This is a genomic window from Tenacibaculum singaporense, from assembly GCF_003867015.1.
Lineage (GTDB): Bacteria > Bacteroidota > Bacteroidia > Flavobacteriales > Flavobacteriaceae > Polaribacter > Polaribacter singaporensis.
In genome coordinates this window covers 2,679,351-2,705,445 of sequence record NZ_CP032548.1, presented here as the reverse complement: position 1 = coordinate 2,705,445, position 26,095 = coordinate 2,679,351, and the positions used below count along the sequence as shown (strand labels likewise).

Annotated in this window: 32 protein-coding genes; 24 read left to right on the top strand and 8 right to left on the bottom strand. The window is 30.0% G+C overall.

The window, feature by feature from the left end:
- The first annotated feature begins 88 nt into the window (after positions 1–88).
- The 8 genes from D6T69_RS11950 to D6T69_RS11915 all read left to right on the top strand — a co-directional run bounded on the left by D6T69_RS11950 (position 89) and on the right by D6T69_RS11915 (position 7,769).
- The gene (locus D6T69_RS11950; protein WP_240628306.1) at positions 89–901 is read left to right on the top strand and encodes an outer membrane protein assembly factor BamD; all 813 of its coding nucleotides are present in this window, start codon (positions 89–91) and stop codon (positions 899–901) included.
- 3 nt (positions 902–904) lie between these two features.
- Entirely contained in the window at positions 905–1,225 is a 321-nt protein-coding gene (locus tag D6T69_RS11945) for a DNA-directed RNA polymerase subunit omega (protein WP_125067943.1), read from the top strand.
- Between the two features lies 1 nt (position 1,226).
- Entirely contained in the window at positions 1,227–2,438 is a 1,212-nt protein-coding gene (gene coaBC / locus D6T69_RS11940; protein WP_125067942.1) for a bifunctional phosphopantothenoylcysteine decarboxylase/phosphopantothenate--cysteine ligase CoaBC, read from the top strand.
- Complete coding sequence (porD, locus tag D6T69_RS11935; RefSeq protein WP_125067941.1) at positions 2,431–3,321, top strand: type IX secretion system protein PorD; 891 nt, start codon at positions 2,431–2,433, stop codon at positions 3,319–3,321. Before coaBC ends, porD begins: the two co-directional genes overlap by 8 nt.
- 127 nt (positions 3,322–3,448) lie before the next feature.
- Positions 3,449–5,101, top strand: coding sequence for a DNA repair protein RecN (gene recN / locus D6T69_RS11930; RefSeq protein WP_125067940.1), 1,653 nt, complete (start codon positions 3,449–3,451; stop codon positions 5,099–5,101).
- Positions 5,102–5,151: 50 nt separating this feature from the next.
- On the top strand, positions 5,152–5,964 hold the full coding sequence (locus D6T69_RS11925) for an enoyl-ACP reductase FabI (RefSeq protein WP_125067939.1): 813 nt from the start codon (positions 5,152–5,154) through the stop codon (positions 5,962–5,964).
- Between the two features lie 71 nt (positions 5,965–6,035).
- Positions 6,036–6,809 (top strand): DUF3050 domain-containing protein, encoded by a 774-nt coding sequence (locus D6T69_RS11920; RefSeq protein ID WP_125067938.1) that lies wholly within the window; start codon positions 6,036–6,038, stop codon positions 6,807–6,809.
- Positions 6,810–6,815: 6 nt separating this feature from the next.
- Positions 6,816–7,769 carry a glycosyltransferase gene (locus tag D6T69_RS11915; protein WP_206197813.1) on the top strand — a complete coding sequence of 318 codons (954 nt, stop codon included), beginning with the start codon at positions 6,816–6,818 and terminating at the stop codon, positions 7,767–7,769.
- A gap of 48 nt (positions 7,770–7,817) precedes the next feature.
- Here D6T69_RS11915 and D6T69_RS11910 read toward each other — a convergent pair whose 3' ends face one another.
- From D6T69_RS11910 to prfB, 3 genes are all read right to left on the bottom strand, one after another.
- The gene (locus D6T69_RS11910) at positions 7,818–10,646 is read right to left on the bottom strand and encodes a M16 family metallopeptidase (RefSeq protein ID WP_125067937.1); all 2,829 of its coding nucleotides are present in this window, start codon (positions 10,644–10,646) and stop codon (positions 7,818–7,820) included.
- A gap of 118 nt (positions 10,647–10,764) precedes the next feature.
- Positions 10,765–11,106: an arsenate reductase (glutaredoxin) gene (arsC, locus tag D6T69_RS11905; protein WP_125067936.1), complete on the bottom strand. Its 342-nt coding sequence runs from the start codon at positions 11,104–11,106 to the stop codon at positions 10,765–10,767.
- A gap of 19 nt (positions 11,107–11,125) precedes the next feature.
- Entirely contained in the window at positions 11,126–12,220 is a 1,095-nt protein-coding gene (prfB, locus tag D6T69_RS11900; protein WP_125067935.1) for a peptide chain release factor 2, read from the bottom strand.
- Between the two features lie 36 nt (positions 12,221–12,256).
- Between prfB and D6T69_RS11895 the strand changes: the two genes are divergently transcribed.
- Complete coding sequence (locus tag D6T69_RS11895; protein ID WP_125067934.1) at positions 12,257–13,276, top strand: threonine aldolase family protein; 1,020 nt, start codon at positions 12,257–12,259, stop codon at positions 13,274–13,276.
- 41 nt (positions 13,277–13,317) lie between these two features.
- Here D6T69_RS11895 and D6T69_RS11890 read toward each other — a convergent pair whose 3' ends face one another.
- Entirely contained in the window at positions 13,318–13,926 is a 609-nt protein-coding gene (locus D6T69_RS11890) for a hypothetical protein (RefSeq protein WP_125067933.1), read from the bottom strand.
- A 5-nt stretch (positions 13,927–13,931) separates the two neighbouring features.
- Positions 13,932–14,426 (bottom strand): RNA polymerase sigma factor, encoded by a 495-nt coding sequence (locus tag D6T69_RS11885; protein ID WP_073183239.1) that lies wholly within the window; start codon positions 14,424–14,426, stop codon positions 13,932–13,934.
- A 152-nt stretch (positions 14,427–14,578) separates the two neighbouring features.
- Here D6T69_RS11885 and D6T69_RS11880 point away from each other — a divergent pair, with 152 nt between their 5' ends.
- From D6T69_RS11880 to D6T69_RS11825, 13 genes are all read left to right on the top strand, one after another.
- Positions 14,579–14,995 carry a DUF2141 domain-containing protein gene (locus D6T69_RS11880; RefSeq protein ID WP_073183237.1) on the top strand — a complete coding sequence of 139 codons (417 nt, stop codon included), beginning with the start codon at positions 14,579–14,581 and terminating at the stop codon, positions 14,993–14,995.
- 40 nt (positions 14,996–15,035) lie between these two features.
- Positions 15,036–16,388, top strand: a complete 1,353-nt coding sequence (locus D6T69_RS11875) for a 2TM domain-containing protein (RefSeq protein WP_073183234.1) — start codon at positions 15,036–15,038, stop codon at positions 16,386–16,388.
- A gap of 5 nt (positions 16,389–16,393) precedes the next feature.
- Positions 16,394–16,690, top strand: a complete 297-nt coding sequence (locus tag D6T69_RS11870) for a 2TM domain-containing protein (RefSeq protein WP_047789637.1) — start codon at positions 16,394–16,396, stop codon at positions 16,688–16,690.
- Positions 16,680–16,967: a 2TM domain-containing protein gene (locus D6T69_RS11865; protein WP_047789638.1), complete on the top strand. Its 288-nt coding sequence runs from the start codon at positions 16,680–16,682 to the stop codon at positions 16,965–16,967. The genes D6T69_RS11870 and D6T69_RS11865 overlap by 11 nt, the downstream gene beginning before the upstream one ends.
- A gap of 1 nt (position 16,968) precedes the next feature.
- Complete coding sequence (locus D6T69_RS11860) at positions 16,969–17,310, top strand: 2TM domain-containing protein (protein ID WP_125067932.1); 342 nt, start codon at positions 16,969–16,971, stop codon at positions 17,308–17,310.
- A 214-nt stretch (positions 17,311–17,524) separates the two neighbouring features.
- Entirely contained in the window at positions 17,525–18,463 is a 939-nt protein-coding gene (locus D6T69_RS11855; RefSeq protein ID WP_125067931.1) for a hypothetical protein, read from the top strand.
- A gap of 24 nt (positions 18,464–18,487) precedes the next feature.
- The gene (locus tag D6T69_RS11850; protein WP_125067930.1) at positions 18,488–18,673 is read left to right on the top strand and encodes a hypothetical protein; all 186 of its coding nucleotides are present in this window, start codon (positions 18,488–18,490) and stop codon (positions 18,671–18,673) included.
- Between the two features lie 92 nt (positions 18,674–18,765).
- Entirely contained in the window at positions 18,766–18,972 is a 207-nt protein-coding gene (locus tag D6T69_RS11845) for a hypothetical protein (RefSeq protein WP_125067929.1), read from the top strand.
- A 48-nt stretch (positions 18,973–19,020) separates the two neighbouring features.
- Positions 19,021–19,959 (top strand): grasp-with-spasm system ATP-grasp peptide maturase, encoded by a 939-nt coding sequence (gwsG, locus tag D6T69_RS11840; RefSeq protein ID WP_125067928.1) that lies wholly within the window; start codon positions 19,021–19,023, stop codon positions 19,957–19,959.
- A 9-nt stretch (positions 19,960–19,968) separates the two neighbouring features.
- On the top strand, positions 19,969–20,112 hold the full coding sequence (locus tag D6T69_RS16010; RefSeq protein ID WP_164506722.1) for a hypothetical protein: 144 nt from the start codon (positions 19,969–19,971) through the stop codon (positions 20,110–20,112).
- Positions 20,109–21,143 carry a grasp-with-spasm system SPASM domain peptide maturase gene (gene gwsS / locus D6T69_RS11835; protein ID WP_164506721.1) on the top strand — a complete coding sequence of 345 codons (1,035 nt, stop codon included), beginning with the start codon at positions 20,109–20,111 and terminating at the stop codon, positions 21,141–21,143. Before D6T69_RS16010 ends, gwsS begins: the two co-directional genes overlap by 4 nt.
- Positions 21,144–21,367: 224 nt before the next feature.
- Positions 21,368–21,670, top strand: a complete 303-nt coding sequence (locus D6T69_RS11830) for a 2TM domain-containing protein (protein ID WP_125067926.1) — start codon at positions 21,368–21,370, stop codon at positions 21,668–21,670.
- 26 nt (positions 21,671–21,696) lie between these two features.
- Positions 21,697–22,452: a LytR/AlgR family response regulator transcription factor gene (locus D6T69_RS11825; protein WP_125067925.1), complete on the top strand. Its 756-nt coding sequence runs from the start codon at positions 21,697–21,699 to the stop codon at positions 22,450–22,452.
- Here the strand turns inward: D6T69_RS11825 and D6T69_RS11820 are convergent.
- From D6T69_RS11820 to D6T69_RS11810, 3 genes are all read right to left on the bottom strand, one after another.
- Positions 22,449–23,240 carry a helix-turn-helix domain-containing protein gene (locus D6T69_RS11820; protein ID WP_047789642.1) on the bottom strand — a complete coding sequence of 264 codons (792 nt, stop codon included), beginning with the start codon at positions 23,238–23,240 and terminating at the stop codon, positions 22,449–22,451. The two genes, D6T69_RS11825 and D6T69_RS11820, sit on opposite strands and share 4 nt — an antisense overlap.
- 5 nt (positions 23,241–23,245) lie before the next feature.
- Positions 23,246–23,524 (bottom strand): putative quinol monooxygenase, encoded by a 279-nt coding sequence (locus D6T69_RS11815; protein WP_047789643.1) that lies wholly within the window; start codon positions 23,522–23,524, stop codon positions 23,246–23,248.
- A gap of 78 nt (positions 23,525–23,602) precedes the next feature.
- Complete coding sequence (locus D6T69_RS11810; protein WP_125067924.1) at positions 23,603–24,145, bottom strand: flavodoxin family protein; 543 nt, start codon at positions 24,143–24,145, stop codon at positions 23,603–23,605.
- 139 nt (positions 24,146–24,284) lie between these two features.
- Here D6T69_RS11810 and D6T69_RS11805 point away from each other — a divergent pair, with 139 nt between their 5' ends.
- Positions 24,285–25,139 carry a PPK2 family polyphosphate kinase gene (locus D6T69_RS11805; RefSeq protein ID WP_125067923.1) on the top strand — a complete coding sequence of 285 codons (855 nt, stop codon included), beginning with the start codon at positions 24,285–24,287 and terminating at the stop codon, positions 25,137–25,139.
- 67 nt (positions 25,140–25,206) lie between these two features.
- Positions 25,207–26,034, top strand: a complete 828-nt coding sequence (locus D6T69_RS11800) for a 3'-5' exonuclease (protein ID WP_125067922.1) — start codon at positions 25,207–25,209, stop codon at positions 26,032–26,034.
- Positions 26,035–26,095: the final 61 nt, after the last annotated feature.

The window sequence follows — 26,095 nt, the reverse complement described above, 5'->3', positions numbered from 1 at the left end:
TTTTGTAGTTTCTTGTAAATCTCATTTATGAGATAAAAAATCGTTTTAATAATCCATAATTAATCACTAATTTTGCCAGATGCAAAAAATGAAAAATCTAGCGTATATTGCTGTAATGCTTTTAGTACTTTCTTCATGTGGAGAGTATCAAAAAGTATTGAATAAAGGAACTGTAGAAGAACAATACAAAATGGCTGTAAAAATGTACGAAGCTCAAAAGTACGGTAAAGCTTTACGTTTGTTCGAAAAAATAACACCTTCATACAGAGGTAAACCTCAAATGGAGCGTATTCAATTTATGGTTTCTCAATCTAACTTTAATGAGAAAAATTATGGGTTAGCAGGATATTACTTTAATAGATTTACAGGGAATTATCCAAAAAGTTCAAAGAGAGAAGAGGCCGCTTTTTTATCAGCTTTAAGTTATTACAAAGCAGCACCAAGCTTTAGTTTAGATCCAACAGATACAAACAAAGCCTTAGAGGCTTTTCAGAAGTTTATAGATAATTATCCAGATTCAGATAAGATAGAAGAAGCTAACAAGTATCATGCTGAGTTAAGAGCAAAACTAGAAAAGAAATCTTTTGAGATAGCAAAAACATATTATAGAACTGCAGACTATGATTCTAGAAATTACAAAGCAGCAATCGTTGCTTTTGATAATTTATTAGAAGATTATTTAGGAACGAAGTATAAAGAAGAAGCTTTGTACTACCGTTTAAAAGCAGCTCATGATTTTGCAATGAAAAGTACGCAACGTAGAAAAGCAGAAAGAATTAAAGAAGCAGTTAAAGCGTACGATAAGTTAAAAAGAAACTTTCCTGAATCAAAATTCATGGAAGAATCAAACGAAATGTTAGCAACATTAAACAAAGAACAAGAACAATTAGCTAAAAGTTAAAAAATGGATTATAAAGAAACGAAAGCGCCGTTAAGTACCGTAACTTATAACAAAGAAGCTATCGAGGCTCCAACACATAATATTTATGAAGCTATTTCTATCATAGCAAAGAGAGCTACACAAATTAATTCTGATTTAAAAAAGGAATTAGTTGATAAGTTAGATGAGTTTGCTACTTACAACGACAGTTTAGAAGAAGTTTTTGAAAACAAAGAGCAAATCGAAGTTTCTAAATTTTATGAGCGTTTACCTAAACCACATGCTATTGCAGTAGAAGAGTGGTTAAACGACAAGGTATATTATAGAACTCCAGAGACAAAATAATATGTCTGTACTAAGCGGTAAAAAAGTTTTACTTGGTGTTACCGCCGGTATAGCGGCATACAAAACAGCGAGCTTAGTTCGCTTATTTATAAAATCAGGCGCAGAAGTCAAAGTAATTATGACTCCTGCGTCTAAAGATTTTATAACACCTCTTACACTTTCCACCTTATCAAAAAATCCAGTTCATTCTACTTTTTATGATAAAGAAGATGAAAATGAACTGTGGAATAATCATGTAGATTTAGGTTTGTGGGCAGATTTAATGTTAATTGCCCCAGCTACAGCAAATACCTTGTCTAAAATGACAAATGGTACTTGCGATAATTTATTATTGGCAACCTATTTATCAGCAAAATGTCTAGTGTATTTTGCACCTGCAATGGATTTAGATATGTACCAACATCCATCAACAAAAACTAGTTTAGAAAGTTTACAAAGTTTTGGGAATATCTTAATTCCTGCTACTTCAGGTGAATTAGCAAGTGGATTGGTTGGAGAAGGTCGTATGGCTGAACCAGAAGATATTGTTGACTTTATAGAGAAAGATATTGTATCTAAATTGCCACTTCGTGGGAAAAAGATGCTAATTACTGCAGGTCCAACCTACGAAGTGATAGATCCTGTACGTTTTATTGGAAACCATTCCTCTGGTAAAATGGGATTTGAAATTGCAAAAACAGCGGCAAATTTAGGAGCAGAAGTGTTTTTAGTAGCAGGACCTTCTCATCAACAAGTAAACCATTCATTTATTCATAGAATAGATGTGAAGTCAGCACAAGATATGTATGAAGCGTGCCATAAGTATTTTGATGAGGTTGATATAGCTGTGTTATCGGCAGCAGTTTCAGACTATCGACCAAAAAATGTAGCTACTCAAAAAATAAAAAAGAAAGAAGCAGCGTTAAGTATTGAGTTAGAACCTACTAAAGATATCTTAAAATCTCTAGGAGAAATTAAGAAAAAACAGTTGTTAGTTGGTTTTGCATTAGAAACGAACGATGAGGTACAAAACGCAAAAAGTAAGCTTACACGCAAAAATTTAGATTTTATTGTATTAAATTCGTTACGTGATAAAGGTGCTGGTTTTGCAACCGACACCAATAAAATTACAATTATTGATGCTGACTTTAATGAAAAATCATTTGATTTAAAGTCGAAAAAAGCAGTATCAAAAGATATCGTTAACGAAATAATACAAAAATTAAATGCGTAAGTTTTTCTTTATAGTTTTTCTTCTTTCAGTTGCTTTTTCTTCTTATTCACAAGAGTTGAATGCTACTGTAATTATCAATTCAGATAAAGTACAGAGTAGTAACAAGCAAGTTTATCAAACGTTACAAAAAGCATTAACAGAGTTTATTAATGATAAACAATGGACGAATAGAAATTTTAAGCAACAAGAACGAATTAACTGCGCATTCAATATTATTATAAACGAACAAAACGGAAGTAATTTTTCGGGAACTATACAAGTGCAGTCAACACGACCTGTATATAACTCAACTTACGCTACACCTGTTTTAAATATTAATGATACAAATTTTAACTTTCGTTATAATGAGTTCGATCCGTTAATTTACAATCCAACTATTTACGAATCTAATTTAATTTCTACAATTGCTTTTTATGTGTATACAATCTTAGGAGTTGATGCAGATACCTTTGCTTTGAAAGGAGGAGAGACTTATTTAAAGCAAGCGGAAAACATTATGTTGTTAGCACAATCTAACGGAGAGTCTGGTTGGCAAAATCAAGTAGGAAAACAAAATCGTTTTGCTTTAATAGATAATTTATTGTCTTCTAAATTTAGTGCCTTACGAAGTATTTACTACAATTATCACCGTAACGGTTTCGATAATTTTGCTGATAATAAAAATTCAGCTAAAGAAGCAATTGAAAAAAGTGTTTTAGATTTAGACAAACTACACAATATTACTATTGGTAATTATATGATTCGCGTTTTCTTAGATGCTAAAGGAGATGAAATAGTAAATATTTTTTCTGATGGAGGTGCATCGAGAAATCAATCACAAATGATAACAGTTTTAAATAAAATTGCTCCTACTTATAAAGATAAGTGGAAGAATTTACAGTAATATTAGACTTGTTATAGGTTTAAATGTAACGTTTATAAGCTGTTGAAAAATCAATAGACTTCCTTTGTTTTAGTTTGACTTAATTCATTCAAAATCCTTACTTTTATTTTTTACAAAAGAATAGAATTTGCTTACACATTTATCTATACATAATTACGCATTAATCAATCAGTTAACGATTGATTTTACGAACGGTTTATCTATCATAACAGGTGAAACTGGAGCCGGAAAATCCATTTTATTAGGTGCTTTAGGGCTAGTAATGGGGAACCGTGCAGACTTGGCTGCTTTAAAAGACACTGAAAAAAAATGTGTTATAGAAGCACAGTTTTTGGTGGAAGGATATGCTTTACAAGAGTTATTTGAAGAGTTAGACCTCGACTATGAACAAGAAACCATAATTCGAAGAGAAATTTTGCCCTCGGGCAAGTCGAGAGCTTTTGTTAATGATACACCAGTTACTTTATCGGTATTAAATGCTTTAAAAACAAAGCTAATTGATATTCATTCGCAACATCAAACGATGCAGTTGTCAGATGTGTCTTTTCAATTCTCTGTGATTGATGCCTTAGCAAAAAATCAGGCTAAAATAGCATCGTATAAAAGAGGTTTACGTACGTATAACAAATTACGAAAAGAGCTGAAAGTACTTCAAGAAGAAACTGAGAAATCGAAAGAACAATACGAGTACAATTTACACTTGTTTAATGAGTTTGAAGAGGCTAATTTAAAAAATGGAGAACAAGAAGTTTTAGAAGAAAAGTTAGATAAATTAAACAATATTGAAGAGATAAAGTTGAATTTATCTGAAGCTTTAGGTGTTTCGATTAATGAAGAAATAGGAATTCAAACGTTGCTAAATTCTTTAGAGAGCAAACTGCAAAAAATCAGTTCTTTTTCAAAACAGTATGAAGAATTAGCAAACCGTGTCACAAGTGTAAAAATTGAGTTAGATGATGTAGTTACTGAGTTAGAAAGTGCGAATGAAGAAGTTGAATTTAATCCGAATGAAATTGAAGAGTTAAATGATAGGTTGCAACTTATTTACAATCTTCAAAAAAAGCATTCAGTATTAACTATAAATGAATTGCAAGAAATTCATGTGTCGCTAGCAGAAAAAGTAGCACAGGTTGAAGATGCAGGAGGAGTAGTGACTCAAAAAGAGGCAGAAATTAAAGAGGTAGCTAAGAAGTTAGATGACGTAGCGAAAATGATTACGACATCTAGAAATAAAGTAATTCCGAAGTTGAAAAAAGAGTTAGAATATCTTTTGTCAGAATTAGGAATGCCAAATGCTCGTTTTGCTATTGAATTACTATCATCTGAAGAATATTTATCAAACGGAAAAGACAATTTACAATTTTTATTCTCAGCAAACAAAGGAGGTAATTTTGGAGAATTGAAAAAGGTAGCATCAGGAGGGGAATTATCTCGTATCATGTTGTCGATTAAAAAAATACTATCAGAAAATATACAATTACCTACCATTATTTTTGATGAGATTGATACAGGAGTTTCAGGAGAAGTATCTAATAAAATTGCAAAAATAATGCAAGATATGAGTGCTCATATGCAGGTAATTACCATAACACACTTACCTCAAATAGCTTCAAAAGGCGTGCAGCACTATAAAGTGTTTAAAGGAGAGGAAAAAGGAGTAACAACCTCTAATTTAAAGTTATTGTCAGAAGACGAACGTATCAGAGAAATAGCGGAGATGTTAAGTGGAAAAGACGTTTCTGAAAGTGCATTGACTCATGCAAAGGAATTATTAAATTAAGAGTATATTTGCTTTCAAAACAAACAACGATAGACTAAAATATTTTAAATATGTATAATTTATTAAAAGGAAAAAAAGGAATCATTTTTGGAGCATTAGATGAGAATTCTATTGCATGGAAAGTAGCAGAACGCGCTCATGAAGAAGGAGCAGAGTTTGTATTAACCAACGCACCAATAGCAATGCGTATGGGAGGTATTAAAGACTTAGCAGCAAAAACCGGATCTGAAATTATTCCTGCTGACGCCACTTCTATGGATGATTTAAACAATTTGGTTGAAAAGTCTATGGAAATTTTAGGAGGGAAAATCGATTTCGTTTTACACTCTATCGGTATGTCAGTTAATGTACGTAAAGGTCGTCATTATACAGATTCTAAATACGATTTTACTACGAAAGGATGGGATGTTTCAGCGGTGTCTTTTCATAAAGTAATGAACGTTTTATATAACAAACAAGCCATGAACGAGTGGGGAAGTATTGTTGCATTAACGTATATGGCAGCGCAACGTGTATTCCCAGATTACAATGATATGGCTGATAACAAAGCGTATTTAGAGAGTATTGCACGTAGTTTTGGATATTTCTTCGGAAGAGATCACAAAGTACGTGTAAACACAATTTCTCAATCACCTACACCAACAACTGCAGGTCAAGGAGTAAAAGGGTTTGACGGATTTATTTCGTATGCTGAGAAAATGTCTCCATTAGGAAATGCAACAGCTTTGGAATGTGCAGATTATACAATCTCATTATTCTCAGATTTAACTAAAAAAGTAACTTTACAAAACTTATTCCACGATGGAGGTTTCTCTAACATGGGAGTGAGTGATGCCGTAATGGAAAGATTTATTGAAGAATAAGATCTTTACTGAAATAGAATATAGATAAAATGCAAATCGTTAGATTTGCATTTTTTATTGATAGCTACAAAATGAACAATATTTTACAGATAGAAAAGGAGTTAGCACCATTAAGACAACAGTTAAAAGAGCACGAATTATACAATTCGTTAAAGCATATTGACGATGTAAAACTATTTATGGAATCACATGTGTTTGCTGTATGGGATTTTATGTCATTGCTAAAAGCGCTACAGCGAGAGCTTACTTGTGTAACCTTACCTTGGTTGCCAGCTGTGAATACCAAAACAGCACGTTTTATCAATGAAATTGTGTTAGGTGAAGAAACAGATGTAAATGAATTAGGGGAGCCTAAAAGTCATTTTGAGATGTATATTGACGCCATGCGTCAAGCTGGAGCTAGTACAATTCAAATTTCAAGCTTTATTTCAGATATTATTGACGGAAAACCTGTTGAACAAGCAATAGAAAATTGTTCAATTATTGAAGAGGTAAAAGATTTTGTAAACTTTTCTTTTGAAGTTATCAAAACAAGACAACCACATATCATAGCATCTAGTTTTACCTTTGGAAGAGAAGATGTGATTCCAGATATATTCTTAGAAATTGTAAAAAACACAGAAGAGAAAGAAGGAAGTTCATATAGCAAGCTTACTTATTATTTGAATAGGCATATTGAGTTAGATGGTGATGAACATGGACCGTTATCATTACAAATGATTGAAGAATTGTGTGGTGAAGATCAACAAAAATGGGATGATGTGTTGTTTTATGCCAAAGAATCTTTACAGAAAAGAATACAACTTTGGAATGGAATAGCTCAACAAATTAAACAAAGAGCTTAAGTTATAATGGACTTGAAGTTTTCAATAATAGTACCTGTTTATAATCGACCTCAAGAGATTGATGAGTTGTTAGAAAGCTTGACTAAACAAGAGTTGAAAGACGACTTTGAGATACTTATTATTGAAGATGGTTCTGAAAACTCATCCGAAGAAGTAGTAAAGAAATATACTTCAAAACTTAATATAAACTACTTTTATAAAGAAAATAGTGGAGCAGGAGCAAGTCGTAATTACGGAATGGAAAGAGCATCAGGAAATTATTTTATTATTCTAGATTCTGATGTTATTATTCCATCACAGTATCTTTCCGAAGTAAAAAAAGCACTAGAATATAAATATACGGATGCTTTTGGAGGTCCAGATGCTGCACATCCTAATTTTTCTGCTTTACAAAAAGCAATTAATTATTCAATGACTTCGGTATTAACTACAGGAGGAATTCGTGGAAAAAAGAAATCGGTTGGTAAATTTCAACCCAGAAGCTTTAATTTAGGCTTGTCAAAAGTTGCTTTTGAAAAAACAAATGGTTTTTCTAAAATGAAAGCAGGAGAAGATATCGATTTAACTTTCCGCCTTTGGGAAAATAGTTTTGAAACACAATTAATAGAAAAGGCTTTTGTGTATCATAAACGTAGAAGCACAATAAAACAGTTTTTTAAGCAAACTTTTGCTTTTGGTACAGCTAGACCTGTTTTAAATAAAAAGTATCCTGAAACAGCAAAATTAACCTATTGGTTTCCGAGTTTGTTTATTATAGGAATTGATATTGCCATCATCGTGGCTTTTTTCGGGTATTGGCAATTATTGGCTTTTTATGGATTTTATTTTACCTGTATCTTTTTAGATTCTCTATTTCAAAATAAAAATCTACAAGTAGCTCTGTTGAGTATAGTTACAACTATTACTCAGTTTTATGGTTATGGATTGGGTTTTTTAGAATCTAAATTTTTAAAAAAATAAAAGCTCCCAATTTCTTGAGAGCTTTTGTTAATTATAATTTCTTTAAAATTATTTTTCAGGGTTTAAAACACCTAAAATATATCCATTAGTTAAATATTTCTTAGCTACTTTCTGAATATCTTTTATAGTTAAAGAATTTACTCTGTCTTCAAAAGAGGCTATGTCAGAAACATCATTGTTTTGATAATCTACATTTTTAATAGTTCTTAACCAAAAACGGTTCTTTTTAAGGTCTTCTTTGTAGTCAGCAATCATTCCTTTTTGAGCTTTCATTAAGTCTTCTTTAGTAGGCCCATTTTTAACAACAGAAGCAACTTCAGCAACAGAAATATTTTTTAGTTTTTCAACATTTTCAGGAGCACAAGGGTATGAAATGGTAAAGTTATACCACCCATAAGGCATTTTAGAAATGCTACCACGAGTTCTTGAAGAATATACACCGCCTTCTTGTTCACGTAACTTTTCTGTTAATTTAATACCAACAACTTCACCTAAGATTTTAAAAGCTAAAGCATCTTTTTTGTTGTATTTAGCTTTTCCTTGATAGGTAATACGAACATTACTTTTAGGGTCTTTACCTTTTGTAACTGTTTTAGAATGAGAACCAGATAAAGGTCTGAAATCTGAAACCTTATATGTTTCATTAGAGTTTTTTCCTGGTAATCCAGCAATATATTTAGTTGCATACTCAGCAAGTTTCTTTTCATCAACATTACCAACAAAATAGAAGTTGAAATCACCAGCATCAGCAAAACGCTCTTGATACTTTTTATATGCTAAGTTGTAATCAGCTTTTTCATATTTTTCAGGAGAAGGAAAACCTGTATAACGAGGATCTTTTGCGTAAACAAATTCACTCATTTCTTTTTGGAAAAAGAAATTAGGACTAGCTAGTAGATTTCCTAAGAAACTTTTTTGTTTATTTACATAAGAGTTAAATGCTTTTTCATCTTTATTTAAAGAGGTAAAGTATAAATACACCATTTGGAATAATTCTTCTAGGTTTTTAGGAGTTGCAGAACCTTTAAAGCCTTCACTTAACCCAGAAATATAGGGAGAAACACGAACAATTTTACCAGACATCATTTTAGATAAATCTGTTTTAGAAAAACCATTAATTCCAGCTTCAGAAAGTCCTCTGTTAGCAAAAGAAGTAGCTTTTAATTCTTCATCAGAGTATAAAGAAGTTCCTCCGAAGCTAAATGCTTCAAATAATACTTCATCATTTTTAAAATCGGTTTTTTTGTAGGTAACTTTTGCTCCGTTACTTAAGGTCATGGTTTTTGTACCTAAATTTTTATTTTCAGTAACGTTTACTATAGATCCAGGTGTTGGTTGTTTTGTTATTAATGAAGCCGCAACAGCTTTGTCTTCATAAGGTTTTAACTCTTTTGTTTTAACATTATTTAAAGCATCTATAACTTGTTGCTCGGTAACAACTTTTTTAGGACCTGTAATAACAACTACACGATTGTCATCATGTAAATAACTTTCAATAAGTTTGTTTACTTCTTCTAGTTTTACTGAAGGTAATAGTGTTTGATGAGCTTTGTACTCCCATTCAATACCAGGAATTGGCTCTTGTTCTAAGTAGTTGTTTACATATTCACCAACTATTCTTCTAGATTCTCTTTTATCTTTGTCTTTAAATGCTTTTTCCATACGAGCAGAAATATTCATTTTTGCTCGATCTAATTCACCTTGTTGGAAACCGTATCTTTTAACACGCTCACTTTCATCTAATAAAGCTTGTAAACCTTTTAATTGTCCGTCGGCACTCACACCAGCTCTTGATTGGTAAGCTTCTTTACCGCGAGCCCAAGTTCCTCCGTGATAACTAAATCCGTATACAAAAGGTGGATTTTCGCTATTACGTAACTCATCTAAACGATTGTTAATCATCTGAGCAAATAAAGACTTTACAATTGAATTTCTGTAATCAGTAATGGTAATATCTGGGGTAGCTTCACCATAATCTTTGTACATTAATTGGACACTAGAAAAAGGAGCTTCTTTATCAGCTTCAATAGCGATGAAAGTTTCTTTATGGTTTTTTAATGGGGAAACTTCTCTTTTACGTGGGTTTTTAACAGCTGGTATTTTATTAAAATGTGATTTGATTTTTTCTTCTAATACATCAACACTAACATCACCTACAGCTACTACAGCCATTAAATCTGGACGATACCAATCTTTGTGAAAACGACGAATACTTTCATGTTTGAAGGTTTCTAAGTTCTCTTTAGTACCGATAGGTAATCTTTCAGCATACTTTGAGCCGTGCATTACTTTTGGTAAGTATTTCTCTAGCATGCGGCTATCAGCCCCTCTACGAGAACGGTACTCTTCTAAAACAACACCACGTTCTTCATCAATGTCTTTCCCTTCCAATAAAGCACCGTGAGCCCAATCTTCAAGAATTTGAAACCCTTTTTCAAGCTTTTCTTTATCATCACTAGGGATAGGTAAGATGTATACAGTTTCATCAAAACCAGTATAAGCATTCAAGTGGGCACCAAATTTAACTCCGATAGATTGTAGGTAATCTACTAGTTCGTTCTTTTTAAAATTTTTGGTACCATTAAAGTTCATGTGTTCCATGAAGTGAGCTAAACCTAATTGATCATCATCTTCTAAAATTGAACCTGCATTTACAACTAATCTTAATTCTACTTTGTTAGCTGGTTTCGGGTTTTGTTTGATGTAGTAGGTCATCCCATTAGATAGCTTCCCTATCTTAACCGAAGGATCGGTTGGGATTTTCATAGCACTTACTTTTCCTTTTTTTGGTAGCTTTTGTTGTGTTTCTTTTAAAGCTTGACTATACCCTGTAGATATAAAGAAGGCCAGGGATAGTCCTAATAATGTTTTTTTCATAGTATATGAATTTTAATTTGTAGGCAATTTACGGTGAATTATTAATAAACTAAAGAATTAGTTATTTAAATTGTGTTAAAATAAAAAAGCTCCCAAATTTTTGAGAGCTTTTAAGTAGTTAAATAATTTCTTTAATAGTTTCTGGCGGACGACCAATCACTGCTTTATTACCATTGATAACAATTGGTCGTTCTATTAATTTAGGATTGTCAACCATAGCTTTAATGATTTCAGCATCTGATAGTTCTTTTCCTTTATATTCATCTTTCCAAATTTTTTCATTTTTACGAACTAAGTCGATTGGAGAAATATCTAATAAACTGATAATTTCTTTTAACTCTTCAGTAGAAGGAATACTTTCTAAATACTTTACAGTTTCAAACTCTTTACCAGAGTTTTCTATAATTTCTAAACCTTGTCTTGATTTAGAACAACGTGGATTGTGGTATATTTTAATCATTATTAAGAGTTTTATTGTATTAATCTTCTTTTTGCCCCATCATCATTAAATAGGCTTTTAAAAACGGATTGATATTTCCATCCATAACAGCATCAACATTTCCTGTTTCATGAGAAGTACGGACATCTTTTACCAGTTTATATGGATGCATTACATAGTTTCGAATTTGACTTCCCCATTCGTTCTTCATCTTATTTGCTTCAATTTCATCTCGAGCAGCTAAACGTTTTTGAAGTTCAATTTCGTATAGTTGGGACTTTAACATTTGCATTGCAGTAGCCCTATTATCGTGCTGCGAACGTGAGTTAGAACACTGAATTTGAATTCCGGTAGGTTTGTGTACTAATTGAACTTTTGTTTCAACTTTGTTTACATTTTGTCCTCCAGCACCACTTGAGCGTGCTGTTGTTATTTCAATATCAGCAGGGTTTACTTCAATCTCGATAGAATCATCGGCTACAGGGTACACATATACAGAGGCAAATGAAGTATGGCGTTTTGCATTACTATCAAAAGGAGAAATACGTACCAAACGGTGGACCCCATTTTCACCTTTTAACCACCCAAAGGCATAATCTCCTTCAAATTCTAAAGTAACCGTTTTAATACCAGCAACATCGCCTTCTTGGTAGTTTAAGGTCTTTATTTTATAGCCTTGTTTTTCTGCCCACATAGTGTACATTCGAGTTAACATTTCTGTCCAGTCACAACTTTCAGTTCCACCTGCACCTGCTGTAATTTGTATTGTTGCACTTAAACTATCACCTTCTTCTGAAAGCATGTTTTTAAATTCAATATCTTCTAAAAAAGTAGCGGCTTTATTAAATTGTTCTTCGACTTCGTTTTCATCAACATCACCTTCTTTATAAAAGTCAAAGAGTACAGTTAAATCGTCATTCATAGCTACAACAGTATTGTAATCTTCTACCCATTTCTTTTTAAATCGAAGAGATTTCATTACAGCTTCTGCTTCCTTCGGATTGTTCCAAAAATCAGGATTTGCTGTTTTTTCTTCTTCATTTGAAATTTCAATTAACTTCTTGTCAATTTCTAAATATCCTTTTAACTTGCCAATTCGTTCAGCGATATTTTTAAGCTGTTCGTGTGTAATCATAGATGCAAAAATACATTTTAAAAATCGTAGTTAGAAATGGAAATAAACTTAATAAGTGATACTGTAACTAAGCCAACTCAAGGAATGTTGGAAGCAATGATGAGTGCTAAGGTAGGAGATGATGTTTTTAAAGCAGATCCGACAGTGAATTTGTTACAAGAAAAAGTAGCGGATCTGTTTGGAATGGAAGCTGCGTTATTTTTTCCTTCGGGAACCATGGCAAACCAAACAGCGATAAAGATTCACACACAACCAGGAGACAGAATGTTTTGCGATAAATGGGCGCATGTATATAACTATGAAGGTGGAGGAGCTGCGTTTAATGCAGGAGTTACTTCTTGTTTAATTGATGGAGATAGAGGAATGTTTACAGCGAATCAGTTAGCAAGTGTGGTAGGAGGAAGAAATGATATTCATACACCATATAGTAGATTAGTTTGTGTTGAAAATACAACGAATAAAGGTGGTGGTGCTTGTTGGGATTTTGAAGAATTACAAAAGATTCAAAAAGTAGTTAAAGCTAATGATTTAGCATATCATTTGGATGGAGCACGTTTATTTAACGCATTGGTAGAGAAATATGAAATTCCTAAGCAATATGGAGAATTATTTGATACCATTTCAATCTGTTTATCAAAAGGGCTAGGTGCTCCAGTAGGTTCTGTTTTGGTAGGTAGCAAAGCTCATATGGAAAAGGCATTACGTGTACGAAAGTTGTTTGGTGGAGGAATGAGACAAGCTGGTTTTTTAGCAGCTGCTGGGATTTATGCTCTGGATAATCAAGTAGAGCGTTTAGCAGAAGATCATCAAAAAGCAAAAGAAATAGGTAAGGTATTAGAAAGTTGTTCGTATGTGAAGAAGGTGGAACCTATAGAAACGAATATTGTTATTTTTTATGTAGAAGATTCTATAAATCCAGATGATTTTATGAAAAAGATGGCAGATAAAGGTATTTTGTTAATATCTATGGGGGAAGGAAAAATACGAATAGTAACTCATTTAGATTATACAAATGAGATGCATGAAAAATTATTACAAGAACTGAAATCATTTTAAATATAAACTAAAAAAAGCGGTTGTTTTTACAACCGCTTTTTTTAGTTTAATTCTTCAAGTTTAGCTAATTCTTTGTAGTTTTTGTTAAGCTTTCTAAGTAAAATACCATATAAAAGTTGATAAAAGCACCATATAATTACAAGCATAATTATTAATGTTATTACAGTAACAATTATTGAAATTAAAACTTGCTGAGAATTAAATTCTGGATGAGCTTTTAGTGATGCAATTGCAACTATAATTCCAAAAGTAAATACATATAACAAGTTAAATATAACGTAGTACTTTACAGTTTTTCTTGTTTTAATAATTTTTGTCATTAAAGTTTTAGTAGAGTCTACAACAGAAATGCTTTTATAATTAAGGTAAAATTTAATCAAGAAATAGAGTAGTACAGGGTATATGATAAATTGAGAATAAATCATAAAGTTATATAACCCAAGTTTTTTATATTCCTCATAAGCTTCTTCCATGTCAAAAATAAAATAGAAAGAATTCAAGAAAATAAACTCTAAAATTCCAATAATAAAAATCCACTTTACTATTGATGATGACTTGGAATGCGCCATTCTATAAATGTCGATTTTAGAAACTTTATTTGTTTCTTCAGACTGGTTTCCCCAAGCTTTTTTATATTTATCTAAATCCATTTAAATTATGGGTTTAATATCTTTTTTAATTTATCTTTTGCTCTGTTCATTTTAACTCGAGCATTTACTTGACTAATACCTAAGGTTTCAGAAATTTCTTTATAGGGCTTGTCTTCTAGGTATAAAAAAATTAGCGCTTTATCAATATCATTTAGTTTACGAATAGCACCATATAAGGCTTTTAATTGTATTTCTTCAGTGTCGTCATATTCTTCTGCTTTAATTTTAAAAGAATAGTCTGTAAAGTCTTGTGTTTTTATACTTCTTGTTGATTTTCTATATAAAGAAATAGCAGTATTTAATGCTACTCGATACATCCAAGTACTAAATTTTGCATCTCCTCTAAACTTACCATAGTTTTTCCATAACTGAATGGTGATTTCTTGAAACAAATCGTTATGTGCATTTTGATTGGTTGTATAAATCCTACATACCTTATGCACAATGTTTTGATTGGCTTCGAAATCAGTTAAAAATCTATTTTCTAATTCTTTTTTCACTAAGTTTAGTAGAGTTGTTATGTTATAAGTAGCTCAAAAATACAAATTGTTACAACTCATCCTAAAAATAATACAATTCAGTGTGTTTTTATTTTAGAGATAAAGCATCTTATGAATATTTGTGTCATAATTAACTATAAAAAATAAATAAAATGAAACTTGTAATCCATATTGTTATTACAGTCGTCTTGTTTACAATTGAAACAATTTCAGCTCAAGACAAAACAATTGCAACGACAGTTGTAAATGTCACTTCAGATAAAGGAAAAATAAAATTTGCCTTATATACTAAAGAGAACTTTAGAAAAGAACCACTACAGGCAAAAGAATCAGTAATAATAAAGGGAAAAAGTACTGTAATTTTTGAAAAAGTATCAGAAGGAGAATATGCTATTATTTGTTTTCATGACGCAAACAATAATAATAAGATGGATTTTGAACCTAATGGAATGCCAATAGAAGACTATGGAGTATCAAACAATAAATTATCACGTTTTGGACCGCCTGTGTTTGACGAAGCAAAGTTTTTGGTTAAAGATAAAAATGTATCTTTCGATATTAAATTTTAGAATGAAGAGGGTAAACCTTTAAATATAATAAGCATAAAGAATGAAAACACCAGTAAAAAAAACATTTAATAGTTTGAAGAATGATATTTGGATTTGCTTAAAGCTTACAATTATTTTTGGTGTTGTTTTTACTATAATAAATCAGGCTTTTACATTAAAAGAAGCTGGATTAGTGTTTTTGTTTTCAGGAATGTATTCTTTTGTTCTGGGGTTAGGTAATGGAATTATTAATGGTTATTTAAGTAAAAAGTGGGATTGGGTTTTGCAAACCAATCAAAGAGTTTGGGCAGGAATCATAGCAACAATAAGCTATACAACTGTAGCTGTATTATTAATCCATTACGTACAGTACTTTGTAATTTTTAATAATAATATAGATAACTTCTTTAATGGACGATTTTTATGGATGCATTTATTTGCAATCATATTATCGTTAGCGATAGCCGTTTTTTTTCATGCCAAAGATTTTATGGTAAACTGGAAAGCATCGGTAAAACAAGAAACAACACAGCATGAAATAGTAGCTAAAACAGAAACAGCAAAATTTGAAACATTAAAGAATCAAATAGACCCACATTTTTTGTTTAATAGTTTAAATGTACTAACCTCTTTAATTAGCGAAAATCCAAAACAAGCAGAGAAGTTTACAACAAAGTTATCTAAAGTGTATAGATATGTACTAGAACAACGTAATAAAGAATTGGTGCCTATACAAGAAGAATTACAATTTGCTAAGACGTATATGGAGTTATTACAAATGCGTTTTGAAGAAGCTATTCAATTTAATATTCCAGAAGAAGTAAGTAATTCAGATTTAAAAATAGTTCCTCTATCTCTTCAATTATTATTAGAAAATGCAGTAAAACACAATGTAGTTTCTTCAAATAAACCCTTAGAAATAAACATTTTTGAAGAAGAAGGTTTTTTAAAGATTCAAAACAACGTTAATCCGAAAGAAGCTATAGGAAAAAGTACAAAAGTAGGATTAAGAAATATAGCAGATCGTTACGGTTTAATAACCGATAGAAATATTCAAATAATTAATAATAATAAAATATTCACAGTGTGTTTACCGCTGTTAATTAATATAAAAGATAGTATCATGGATACAAAAAGTTTAGAAAACAGTAATTATGTAAAAGCAGTAGAAAAGGTAGAAAAACTAAAAGAGTTTTATCAAAACTTAGTTTCGTATTGTATAGTTATTCCTTTTTTAATTTTTATAAACCTCAAAACATATTCAAAGTTTCAATGGTTTTGGTTTCCTATGATAGGTTGGGGGATAGGATTAATTTTTCATTATTTAGAAGTAAATAATTATAATTTATTCTTAGGTAAAAATTGGGAAGAACGCAAGATTAAGGAGTTAATGAATGATGATAAAAAATTATAAATGAGATGGAAAAAGAATACACAACAGCTTACAAATATGCAAAAGCAAAAAAGAGAGTAGAGAAAATCAAAGGGTTTTACATTCATCTTATAGTCACTGTATTAATCATTCCAGTTTTAATTTTTATAAACTTAAAGTTTGTGCCAAGTTATCATTGGTTTTATTATCCAATAATAGGAATGTTAATTGGAGTTTTTTTTCATTGGTTGGGCATTTTTGGAATAGAAAAAATAGGCTTAGGAAAAGATTGGGAAGAACGTAAGATTAAAGAATTTTTAGAAAACAATAACAATGGAAGGTAATTATAGAGAAGAAAAAAAGTATTTAGAGGCTAAAAAGAAAGTAAAACAAGTAAAAGGGTTTTATGCTCATGCTTTAGTAAATATCATTTCAGTGATTATTATTGTTTTAGTGAATTTAAAATTCTCACCTTATTATCATTGGTTTTGGTTTCCTGTTATAGGAATAGTACTAGTGACTTTTATTCATTGGATGCTAGTTTTTGGTGTTAACATTTTAGGACTTGGAAAAGATTGGGAGGAGAAGAAGATAAAGGAATACTTAAATAAAAAAGACTAATATGAAAAGAGGTTATACACAAGAACATAAATATTTACTAGCCAAAAAAAGAGTAGAAAAAATAAAAGGATTTTATTGGCATTTAGCAGCGTATATAATTGTAAATATATTCATTTCAGTTGTAATTATTATGGGGTTGATGAATGAAGACAAGTTAACTTTTATCAAAGCAATAAGTAATTTTGGTGTATATGCTACTTGGCTTTTTTGGGGGATTGGAGTTTTTTTTCATTGGTTAGGAGTATTTGGAACCAATATTTTTTTTAATAAAGATTGGGAACAACGCAAAATACAAGAGTATCTAGATGAACTAAAAAAGAGAGAAAATGGAAAGTTTAAATAGAGAACAGCAATATATAAGAGCTCAAAAAAGAGTAGATGAAATAAAAAAGTTTTATAAGTATAATGAAGAATATGAGTGTTTTTCTTGTGGTAAGATATAGTTTGAATATGTAAAAATAAATGTTAAAATTTTAGGGAGCGTTCAGTTAATTTGTATTTCAATTGTGTGTTTTATATGTTTTACATATACTTGCAATATGAAAAAGAATTGAAAAATGAAATTAAATTTACCTTCAACTTTATCTTCTTTGCTTTTTACCTCTTTTTTATTAGTTTCATGTGGGGCTGTTAAAAAAAACAACAGCCTTGAAACTTTTAAACATTCCTACTCTACTTATTATAGTAATGTAGCAAAAGCGGATTCTTTGTTTGCTGTAAAAAAATACTCAGAGGCTTACTCTGTTTTTAATGAAACATTTAGTAAATACAAACCTTTAAACACTTTTAGTTTTAGAGAATATACTAGGTATGTTATTTCTAAGCATTTATCAGGAAAAGAGGTTTCTAAAAATGAAGTTGAGCGTTTAATTAGCGAATATGGAGGAACTTCTTCTATGTATCTCCATAGAGACCCCTCTTTACAATACTTGCTTGGAAAATATAAGATTAGCAAGAGTGATATTGATTCTTTGAGTGATTCTCATGTTAAATCTTTAGATATGGATTTGCGAAACAAATTGTTTAAGGCTATTGAAGAAGATCAATATTATAGAACTTATTATGATGGAAAAGATAAACAAAAATTGTGGGCTCAGAGTGATTCAATTAATGAAAAAATTTTAGTTGATTTATTTGATAAAAATATATTTCCAAATGAAAAAATTATTGGTCCTAAATTTTATAAAGGTGATGTTGTAGATGTTGAAGTTCTCTTGTTACATACAAACGATAGTATGAGAATAAACTATTTTTTACCAAAAATTAAAGAGTTTATTCACAAAGGAAAATGTACTCCTCGTATCTATGCAATGATGGTAGATCAATACCATTTGTACAATGATCGACCACAACTTTATGGAACATATAACACAGAAAAAATCTTACCAGAAAAATATAGCTATTATAACGAAAACAGAAAGAAGCTAGGGATTGGTTTACCGTCTATTGAATTTGATGTTTTTTGGCAGAACTATCTTATAAACTTGTGGGATTAAAGTTGTAACCTAATTTTTATTTATATGAAAAGCAATTTAAAATCAATCGGAGCTTTTGCTCAAGAAAACAAAACGTTAAACAACCAAACGATGGGATCAGTTAAAGGAGGAAAAGGAGGTCCATATGAAGAACCATTATTTACCTTTAAAGAATATTCTACTTCTGCACGTACTGAAGGAGGAGATACTGATTGTGTAGACTATTTTTAATGAAATACTTTAACCAGTTCCGCAACTTCTTTATGGAGAAGTGGAATTAAAATAAATCCGTAACCTATTTATTAATTTTAAATATTTTTTTTATGAAAGGATCATTAAAATCGATCGGAGCTTTTGCTCAAGAAAATCAAACGTTAAACAACCAAGCAATGACTTCTGTTGTTGGAGGTAAAAATGGTCAGTACACTTTTGGGGATACAATAAAGTATTCAACTAATGCTCGTACAGAAGGAGGTGATACTGACTGTAAAGATATTACATCTTGGGGACCTACTACTTATGGCTACTAGTTTTTTTAGTAGAAATTAAGGTTTGGTGAAATTAAATTAAATTAAATTATGGTTTTAATAATTTCAAAAGAAAACGAAGCTTCTACTCTAGATATTATTAGTTGGCTAGACAAAAAAAACACTCCTTGGGTACGAATAAATAAGGAAGATGAAGTAACTGTAACTCCTATTGCTGATGATTACATTTTTGAATATAATAATACATCTTTTAAGCTTTCTAAAATTAAATCGGTTTGGTATAGAAGAGGAGAAATTAAAACTTCTTTTTTTTCTACAGATAAAGATTATGAAAAATTACCAGAACCTCTTTTTACTTTTTTAAAAATAGAAAGTAGATTCTTAAAAGATTATTTGTATTTCTTGATATTTCAAAAAAAACATTTAAATACGTTTTCAACTGCAGTTATAAATAAATTAATTGCAACAGATATAGCAGAAAGTATAGGTTTTAAAGTTCCTGAAAGCTATGTTTTAAACTCTAAAAAAGAATTCTTAAAGCTAAAAGAAGAAAAAGGGTCTCTAATAACAAAAACGATTTGTGGAAATCCTATAATAAGAGTTAAAGAAAGGAAAGGATCAATGTATACTACTCAAGTTGAAAGTGTAAAAGAAGATAATTTTTTCCCTTCATTGTTTCAAACAACAATTCCAAAAAAATACGAACTACGAGTTTTCTATTTAGATGGTAAAACTTATTCTATGGCTATCTTTTCTCAAGATAACGAATCAACCTCTATAGACCTAAGAAACCATGACTTTGATATAATACAAAGAACTGTTCCTTTTAAACTACCTGGAGAAATTAATAATAAAATCGATCTATTAATGAATAAGTTAAAATTGAATTCAGGTTCAATCGATATTCTCGTATCTCCTGATAACAAATACTATTTTTTAGAAGTAAATCCAGTAGGTCAATTTGGGATGCTGTCTTACCCGTGTAATTATAGAATAGAAGAAAAAATAGCCGATTATTTAGCTAGTTAAAAAATAAAAATGAAAGATAAACAACACTTATTACCTGTTATAACTAAGTACATAACTTATGCAAAAAATGATTCCTATTTAGAAATACCTCAAGAGATTAGAAATGTACCTGAATGTATGTCAAATTCTCACAAAGAAATTATAAGATTATGAAAAACAAAGATTATTTTCAATTATTTGCCAATTGCCTAATAGTGAAAGGAGCCAGTAGATCTACTATTTGTGATTTACAAACAAAAGAAGTATTTATTTTGCCAAATGAGATAGCAGATATAATAGAGAAGCTTAACAATAGAAAGAGTATTTCCTCTATAAAAAAAGAATTTCTTCCTGATGAAGGAAAAATTATTGATGAAGCGTTGCTTCATTTAGAGAGTAAAAACTTTGGTTTTTTTTGTGAATTGGAAGAATTCGACTTGTTCCCTGATCTAGATACTACTTACAAAACAGCTAATCAATTAAATGATATTATTGTAGAATTAGATTTTTTTGATTTTGAAAAACTTCAAAAAATAAAAGAGCTTGCAAGAATTACAAGTTGTAAGTCCTTACATTTTGTATGTTATTTTTCTTTAAGTAAAACGGAATTAAAGAAACTTTTACAGCTCTTAAAATTAAAAACCTTATCTACTATCGAAATTATTATGAAATACCATAATAATCAAGATAAACCCCTTTTTGAAGAAGCTCATTTAAGTAATCCAAGATTTAAAAAAGTTGTTTTACATGGAAGTCCTTTTTCAAAAGATAACTATTTTCAAATTCCTTTTTTTAGCTCCAAACACCTAGAAGCAATATTTACTGACTTTTCTTTTTGTGGTAATGTTTCTCAAAAATATTTTACTCTTAACCAGGATAAATTTTTAGAGTCTCTAAATTTTAACTCTTGTTTAAATCAAAAACTAGCAATTGATAGAATAGGGAATATTAAAAATTGCCCAGCTCTCGATGTAGCTTTTGGAAATATTAAAAATACTCAGGTAGAATTTATTACAAATGAACTATTGAATAGCAAAGATTACACAAAGCTTACCTCTATAAAAAAAGAAAATATAAAGGACTGTAAAGTATGTGAATTTAGACATGTTTGTACCGATTGTAGAGCCTTTCTTTCTGATCCAAACAATCCTCTTTCTAAGCCTCTGAAATGTACATACGACCCATATACAGGGGAATGGTCTTAAGCATTACTTAAAAAGACAATTGAAAAAGAAAGATTAAAATTATATATTGTTACATAACTAATTGTTTTAAATAAGCATAAGAAATAGGACAATACATAACATTCTCTCCAGATGTTTGGGAAAATGAGATTTATTATGTGAAAGAGTTTAAAAGCAAGATATTACATTTTGTAATAACCCTTTAAAAAGATACGAATCTAAATGTTCAGTTTGAATAGATAAAGATGAGTGTGAAGTGTTTTTTAGTGAAGATGGGAGCAATTATTATTAAAATTATAAAACCTAATTTTGTTATGCTAGTGTTTTACATACTAATAAACTTAGTTTTTATAGGAAGAAGAATATATAAAGATATAGTTTATAGAGACGAATCAGTAATGGAAGCTTTTTTAGATGTAAACAACTATAATTTGTTCTTTTGGTGGGGAGTTATAGTATTTTTACACGGATTTAATGTTTTTTCAAAAGGAAAACTTTTTTCTAAAAAATGGGAAGAGCGAAAGATTAAAGAATACATGAACAAGTAATTGCTAAAAATAGACCAAACTAAACTATGAATGTTATAATTATTGAAGATGAAAAGCCAGCTGCAAGAAGGTTAAGTAGAATGTTAGCGGAACTAAACATAGAAGTTCAACAAATGTTGCACTCAGTAGAAGAGTCGATTAACTGGTTTCAAAGCAATTCTCATCCTGATTTAATTTTTTTAGATATTCAACTTTCAGATGGATTATCATTCGAAATTTTTGAAGAAGTAACTGTAAAATCAGCTATCATTTTTACAACGGCTTATGATGAGTATGCATTAAAAGCATTCAAGTTAAATTCTATAGACTATTTGTTAAAACCCATAGATGAAGATGAGTTAACAATAGCAGTAAATAAATTTAAAGAGCATCAACCTATACAAAGTAATATACAGGTTAATATAGATGACATTCGTAAGCTGTTGATTAACCCAGTTGATAGAAAATATAAAAAGCGATTTACTATAAAAGTGGGACAGCACTTAAAAATTATCAATACAGAAGATATTGAATGTTTTTACTCAGAAAATAAAGCAACTTACATACATACAAATGCTAATAGAAATTATTTAATAGATAACTCTTTAGAATATTGGCAAGAAGAGTTAGACCCCGAGCAATTTTTTAGGGTAAATAGAACATTTATAGTACATATAAATGCTATAAAAGATATTGTGTCTTATACAAACTCACGCTTACAACTAAAATTAGAATCTTATGAAGACTCAGAAATAATTGTAAGTAGAGAGCGTGTAAAAGATTTTAAAAACTGGATTGACTAGCTTAAAGGTTTATAATAAAAGTGGTTTTCAAAGTTTTTAGTTACAAAATACTGGGAAGGTTTAAGATTTGTAAAACTTTGAAATTCTTTAATAAAATGACTTTGGTCGTAATAACCATTATCTAAAGCAGTAGACAAATAATGTTTGTTACTCGATAGCAATACTTGTTTTACAGTTTTTTGAAGCCTAGTGATTCGTTGAAATTTTTTAGGAGAAACGCCAAACTTTTGTTTGAACAGACGTTCAAATTGACGGTAACTTAGATTACTTTGAGAAGCCAATTCATGGAGAGGTATTGAATTGAAGTTTTTGTATAGCGTTTTAATTATCAAATCCCAATTAACTATAGTAGAAAAATGATGTTTTTTTAATTGATTATATAGAAAGAAATCAATTAGTTTAATTTTTTCATCTACACTAGGTAATGAATAAAGAATTTCTAAAAACTCTCTACCTTCATTTTGCCATATTTCTTCTACAGATAAATATTGATTAACAATTTGTGTATGCGGAATAGAAGCAAAATGTCTAAAACCACCACTATGAAAACGTACAGAAATATAATGTACATGGTTAGTTGAATCAAAAATTAATTTTTCTCTCGGACAAATAACATGAGCAATATCTAATTTTTCATTATTGATGGATAAGGGAGTGTCTATATGAAAAAGTACTTCTAAACCAGTGCCTGGTAAAATTAAAGGAAGACTTTTAGTTTGAGAACAAACAAAATACCTATCAATATAAGGAGATAGGTATTTTGATGGCTTATAGTGTTTTATACTCATTTAAATTAATAAATATTTATAATAGGCTCTCTGGTAATTAAAGGAGTAATATCTTTTATAAATTGATGAAAGTGTGCAGAGTTATTATGTGCCTCTACAGCTGTTTTATCAATATACTCTTCATAAAACAAATAATTACCTTCACTAAATAGGTCTTTATGTAATTGATAGGTAATACATCCTGTTTCAGCGTTACTCGTTTTTACCATTTCTACAGCCAATTTCAAAAAATCGTTTTCTTTTCCTTGTTGAATTGCTATTTGAGCTATAATTACTTTTTGCATTGTGATGAATTAAAATTAAAACTCAAAAATACTGTCAAAGGTTTCTTGTAAATTGTAAAAAAACGACATCTTAAAATTCTAACGGGTTAAAACATCCTTAAAATTTTTAGTAGCTAAAATATTTCTAAATTCATTAATTTTAACTTTAGCATCAGGATGTATGTCGTTTCCGTCTTCAGTAAACCAAGCATGGGTACTACCAAGATAGTTCATACCTAAATATTTAGCACTTTCAATAAAAGGCATTTCAAAACCATTTCTACGGTCATTAGCACCAGAATTACTAATCATAGCCATGTTTTTGCCTCGCAACTGTCTACCTAAATCTTTTTTATAATGTAACAAGTCTGACAATCTATCAAAAAATATTTTTAGCGTAGCACTCATACTATACCAATATACAGGGGTGGCAAATATTAGTGTATCGTATTTATTGATAAGATCTTCCATTAACGGAATAAAATCATCATCAGCATTGGTGAAATCGTATTCAAATACACCAATGTTCTTCTTTTTTAAGTCAACAAAGTCAAAAGACTTGTTATTATTAAGGTAATTAATCACTTTGTTGGTATTTCCTGTGCTTTTAGAGCTCGCTTGTATAATAATTGTTTTATTCATCTGTTGTTTATTTGGAAGTAAAGCTCAAAAAAATATATAAAAAAAGAATTTAGATTTAATTGTAATTATTGATAATAACCAAGAAAAAATCAATAGAAGAAGTCTATATTTTTGTACTTTTATGCTATAAAAAAAGCGGATGAACACAAATGCCTACATATTTTCTAAAAAAAGAAAGTTAAATGAATTTTCTACTAAAGAAGTTGTTGATAATGCTAAGAAGAAGCTGAAAAAATCAAGAAAAAAAATTAGTGATTTACAAGACACAATGTACGCAGAAGGTAAGTATAGTGTTTTATTGTGTTTACAAGGAATGGATACAGCCGGTAAAGATAGTTTAATTCGAGAAGTTTTTAAAGATGTTAATGCACGTGGAGTAGTAGTGCATAGCTTTAAAGTACCAACAGAATTAGAATTAAAACATGATTTTTTATGGCGTCATTATATAGCCTTGCCTGCTAAAGGAAAAATAGGAGTTTTTAATCGTACACATTATGAGAATGTTTTGGTAACAAGAGTGCATCCAGAGTATGTTTTTGCCGAAAATATTCCCACAGTAAATAACGTTGATGATTTAAATGATACTTTTTATCATGATAGAATGGAGCGTATTAATCAGTTTGAAAGGCATATATCTGAAAACGGAACAATTATTTTAAAGTTTTTTTTAAATATATCTAAAGAAGAACAGAAAAACAGGTTATTACGTAGGTTAAATATTCCAGAAAAAAACTGGAAATTTTCTGCGGGTGATTTAAAAGAACGAAAGTTATGGGATAAATATCAAGAGTGTTATGAAGATATGTTGTTGAGAACATCAACAAATTATGCTCCTTGGTATGTAATACCTGCAGATGATAAAACTACAGCACGTTACATTGTAGCAAAAACATTAGAAAAAGAATTAGAAAAATATAATTTTAAAGAGCCTACACTTCCAAAGAAAGTGTTAGACCAAATAGATGAATTTAAAAAAGAATTAACGAACGAATAATATATAGAAAAGACAATAATAGATATATGTAAAGTAAATAGAATATTGTCTTTAAGCACTACAAAAAATGAATTTAAATTTAACAAAACCAATCGTATTTTTTGATTTAGAAACAACAGGAATAAACATTGCTAAAGATAGAGTAGTTGAGATATCTATTTTAAAAGTGTTTCCTAATGGAAATAAAGAAAGTAAAACATGGTTGGTAAACCCAGAAATAGAAATACCCAAAGAAGCTTCAGAAATTCACGGAATTACAAACGAAAAAGTAGTTACTGAGCCAACTTTTAAAGAATTAGCACCGCAAATTAATGAGTTAATAGGTGATGCAGATTTAGCAGGATTTAATTCTAACCGATTTGATATTCCTTTATTAGCAGAAGAACTGTTAAGAGCAGGAATTGATTTTAATATGAATAATAGAAAAGCAGTTGATGTACAAACCATTTTTCATAAAAAAGAACAGCGAACACTAAGTGCTGGATATCAATTTTATTGCGGAAAAGAATTAGTAGGAGCACATGGAGCAGAAGCGGATACAAAGGCAACCTATGAAATTTTATTAGCACAGGTTGAAAAATATGAAGATTTAGAAAACTCAGTAGAAGCATTGAGTGAATTTTCAACCCACGGAAAAAGAGCAGATTTTGCAGGGTTTATTTTATTTAATGATAAAGATCAAGAAATTTTTTCTTTTGGAAAGTATAAGGGAAGAACTGTTGAAGAAGTATTTAAAGAAAACCCAGGATACAATGCTTGGATTCAGAATGCTGATTTTCCTTTGTACACAAAAAAGGTTTTAAAAGAAATAAAAGAACGAATGTCGGCACCGAAAGATACGATGACTGATGAAGAAAAGCTACAAGCTTTACAACAAAAGTTTAATTTACGTTAAGTGTTTGAAAATTAACAACTACTTAAGAGCTCTTATAATTTTCAATTTTTACATTCGTTAA